Raw genomic sequence first — 3,762 nt, 5'->3', positions numbered from 1 at the left:
CACCCCGACAGCCCCGACAGCCCCGACCCACCGACCGCACCGCGCCCAGGAGCGCAGCACTCAGCGAACCCGAGGAAGATCATGAGAAAGACGAGCATCGCCGCGGCGCTCCCCGCCCTGGCACTGGTGGTGGCCCTCGCCGGCTGCGGCTCCTCCGAGGAGGACGCGGGCGCCGACGGCCTGACGACGATCGACGTGGGGATATCCCCGTTCCAGGACACCTACCTGCCGATCATCGGCCAGGAGATGGGCTGGTTCGAGGAGGCGGGCCTCAACGTCAACCTGCGTTCCCTCGCCTGGAACGCGGCGATGCCCGCCCTGATCTCCGGCGACGTGGACATCGCCGTGAACAACACCACGGGCGTGGTCTCCGTCGCCAACGCGGACCCGGACGTCGTCTACGCCTACGGGTGGAACCCGTTCACCGAGGGCTCGGCGCTGATGGTCAGGCCCGACGGCGGGCTGGAGACCGTGGACGCGCTCGAGGAGCGGCTGGGCGACCACGAGGAGGCCCGCACCGCCATGATCGAGTCGCTGGCCGGCAGGACCATCGTCACCACGCTCTCCACCGACATGGGCAAGCAGATCAACGACGCGCTCGCCTCCGTGGGGATGGACGAGAGCGACGTCACCTTCGTGGACATGGACCCCGACGCGGGGCTCGCCGCGTTCCTGTCCGGCACGGGCGACGCCTACCTCGGCGGGGTGCCGCAGCGCGCCACCGCGCTGGAGCAGGGCATGGAGATCGGGCTCTCGGGTCCCGACCTGGCGGCCCCGCCGATCAACGGCGCGGTGACCACCCGGTCGTTCGTGACCGAGCAGGAGGACGCGCTGCTGGCGTTCATCGACGTCATGCACCGCATCGTCCGGTACTGCGACGCCGAGACGGACGCCTGCGGCACGACGATCACCGAGCGGCTCAACGAGGAGACGGCCGCCGGGCTCACGGTGGAGGGCTTCGAGGAGTACTGGCAGAACATCGAGCTGTACGCCCCCAACGCCCGGGCGGCCGAGGAGCTGATCCTCGACGAGGAGGGCGTCTCCTACTGGGGGACCACCTGGGACAGCGACAACGCCTACCTGGTGGAGACCGACGCCATCCCGGCGGCCGTGGACGCCGGGAGCAACTTCCTGATGCCGGAGGTGTGGCAGGCGTACGTCGACGCGTACGGGGCGGACCAGACGGACTACTGACACCGGGCGGGTCTCCCCGGGCGGACGGCCCGGCGGAACCCGCCCACTCCAAGGAAGGACAGCGCAACGATGGGCGTGAGAATCCATCACATCGTCACCGGCGAGCTGGAGAGCTCCCTGCCGGTGTCCCTGCTCAACTCGGGGGCCCACCCCGACGTGCCGCACGAGCGGCGGCTGCCGTACGGCTACCGCGACGACATCGTCCGCCGGGACGGCTCCGTGCACTCCGGTGTCATGGTGCCGGTCCCGGTGTGGCTGATCGAGGGCACCGAGGAGACCATCCTCGTCGACACCGGGCTCGGCGACATCGACGAGGTGTCCGCGATGCAGAGCCGCTACGGCGTGGACTTCGTCGCCTCGCGCGGCCCCGACCAGGACCTGGTCGCGGGGCTGGCCAGGCACGGGGTGCGGCCCGAGGACGTGGACGTGGTGGTGCTGACCCACCTGCACTTCGACCACGTGGGCAACAACGAGCTCTTCCCGAACGCCCGCTTCGTGGTGCAGCGGGACGAGCTGCCGCAGGCCGCGCACCCGCCGCACTTCTGCATGTTCTACTACCCCGAGTACGCCTACAAGATCGACGCCGTCCGGGACCGGCTCCAGGTCGTCGACGGCGACCACCGACTGGACCCCGCGGTGCGGCTGGTCAAGATCGGCGGGCACACCCCGGGCTGCATGGTCGTCATGGTGACGACCGACGTCGGCGTCGTCTGTCTGACCAGCGACGTCATGTACAACTACCGGAACCTCGAACTGAACTGGCCGATGGGCTCCTTCTGGGACCTGCCGGAACTGATGGCCGGCTACGACCGGCTGCGCAGCGAGGCCGACATCATCATCCCCGAACACGACTGGCAGTTCCTCCAGGAACACCCGAGCGGAACCGTCGGCTGAGGAACGAGGCACCATCGTGAAGAAAGCACTGCTGCTCGGCGAGTCCTGGACGACTCACATGATCCACCAGAAGGGGTTCGACTCCTTCACCACGACCGAGTACGTGGAGGGCGGCCAGGAGTTCACGGCCGCGCTGGAGAGCGACGGCTGGCAGGTGACGCACCTGCCGGCGCACACCATCGAGACGCGGTTCCCGTCGTCGGCGGCGGAGTTGGCCGACCACGACCTCGTCGTCATCAGCGACGTCGGGGCCAACACCTTCCTGCTGAGCCGGGCCGTCTTCGGCCGCAGCGCGAGCGAGCCCAACAAGCTGGAGCAGATCCGGGACTACGTCCTGGCGGGCGGCGGGCTGCTGATGGTCGGCGGCTACCTCTCCTTCTCCGGGATAGACGCGAAGGCCCGGTACGCGGCGAGCCCGCTGGGCGACATCCTGCCCGTCGAGATGCTGGAGACGGACGACCGCGCGGAGCACCCCGAGGGCGCGCCCGTCACGGTCCAGGCGCCGGACCACGGCGCGTTGGGGGGCGTCGGCTCCGACTGGCCGGCGCTGCTCGGCTACAACCGCACCAGGGCCCGCGCGGGCGCCGAGGTGCTCGCGCGGGTGAAGGACGATCCGCTGGTCGCCGTGGCCACGGCGGGCCGGGGGCGGACGGGCGTGTTCACCTCGGACATGTCGCCGCACTGGGCGCCGCCGCCGTTCATGGAGTGGTCGGGGTACGGGCCGCTGTGGCGGGCGCTGGCCGGCTGGGTCGCCGGTGACTGACGGGACGGCGGCCGCCGCGGTGGCGGTCGTCGGCTCGGCCAACGTCGACCTGGTGGCCACCGTGGCGTCCGCGCCGGCGGCGGGGGCGACGGTGCTCGCCTCGCGCTACGAGGAGGAGGTCGGCGGCAAGGGCCTCAACCAGGCCGTCGCCGCGGCCCGTGGCGTGCCGACGGCGCTGGTGGCCTCGGTCGGCGACGACCCGGAGGCGCGGCGGGTGCGGGAGCACGCCCGCGACCGGGGGGTCGACGTGAGCGAGGTGCGCGGGGCCGCGGGGAGCCACACCGGCCGGGCTCTGATCACCCTGTTCGGCGGGGACAACGCCATCGTGGTGGCGCCGCTGGCCAACGGTCTGCTGACCGCGGCGGCGGTGGACGCGGCGCTCGGGCGGCTGCGGCCGGCCGTCGTGCTGGTGCAGTTCGAGATCCCGGAGGACGCCGTGGAGGCCGCCGCGCTGTGGTGCCGCGGGGCCGGGGCGCGGCTGCTGGTGAACCCCAGCCCCGTCCGGCCCGTGGCGGCCGAGGTGCTGGCGCTGGCCGACCCGCTGCTGGTCAACCTCGGCGAGGCCGCCGCCCTCGCCGGTGACGGCGCCCCGGGCGACGACGGGCCGGGCCTCGCCCGGCTGTTGGCGCCGCGGGTGCGTTCCGTGGTGGTGACGGCGGGGCCGGCCGGGGCGTTCGTCGCGGCCGGCGGGCCGGTCCGGCACGTCCCGGTGCCGGAGCGGGTCGAGGTGGTGGACTCCTCAGGGGCGGGCGACGCGTTCGCCGGCCACCTGGCGGCGCGCCTCGCCGCCGGCGACGACCTGGCGGCGGCGGCCCGGGCGGCGGTCGCGGTCGCGACCCGCCTGGTGGCCACCCCACGGGACCGCCGCTAGCCACCACCCGGGGGGGGAGGGGGGTGAGGCCCGGCCGGCC

At 72.9% G+C, this 3,762-nt stretch carries 4 protein-coding genes; all 4 read left to right on the top strand.

From position 1 onward, the window contains the following. Window positions 1–81 precede the first annotated feature (81 nt). The 4 genes from E1283_RS33590 to E1283_RS33575 all read left to right on the top strand — a co-directional run bounded on the left by E1283_RS33590 (window position 82) and on the right by E1283_RS33575 (window position 3,722). Window positions 82–1,194, top strand: coding sequence for an ABC transporter substrate-binding protein (locus E1283_RS33590; protein WP_132821950.1), 1,113 nt, complete (start codon window positions 82–84; stop codon window positions 1,192–1,194). A 69-nt stretch (window positions 1,195–1,263) separates the two neighbouring features. Then, window positions 1,264–2,088, top strand: coding sequence for an N-acyl homoserine lactonase family protein (locus tag E1283_RS33585; protein WP_132821949.1), 825 nt, complete (start codon window positions 1,264–1,266; stop codon window positions 2,086–2,088). 16 nt (window positions 2,089–2,104) lie between these two features. Then, entirely contained in the window at window positions 2,105–2,851 is a 747-nt protein-coding gene (locus tag E1283_RS33580) for a glutamine amidotransferase (RefSeq protein ID WP_132821948.1), read from the top strand. Next, window positions 2,844–3,722 carry a PfkB family carbohydrate kinase gene (locus tag E1283_RS33575; protein WP_132821947.1) on the top strand — a complete coding sequence of 293 codons (879 nt, stop codon included), beginning with the start codon at window positions 2,844–2,846 and terminating at the stop codon, window positions 3,720–3,722. Before E1283_RS33580 ends, E1283_RS33575 begins: the two co-directional genes overlap by 8 nt. Window positions 3,723–3,762: the final 40 nt, after the last annotated feature.

The organism is Streptomyces hainanensis (assembly GCF_004348415.1).
Taxonomy (GTDB): Bacteria; Actinomycetota; Actinomycetes; order Streptomycetales; family Streptomycetaceae; genus Streptomyces; species Streptomyces hainanensis.
The sequence above is the reverse complement of the archived record's forward strand: the minus strand, read 5'-3'. Positions and strand labels throughout refer to the sequence as shown.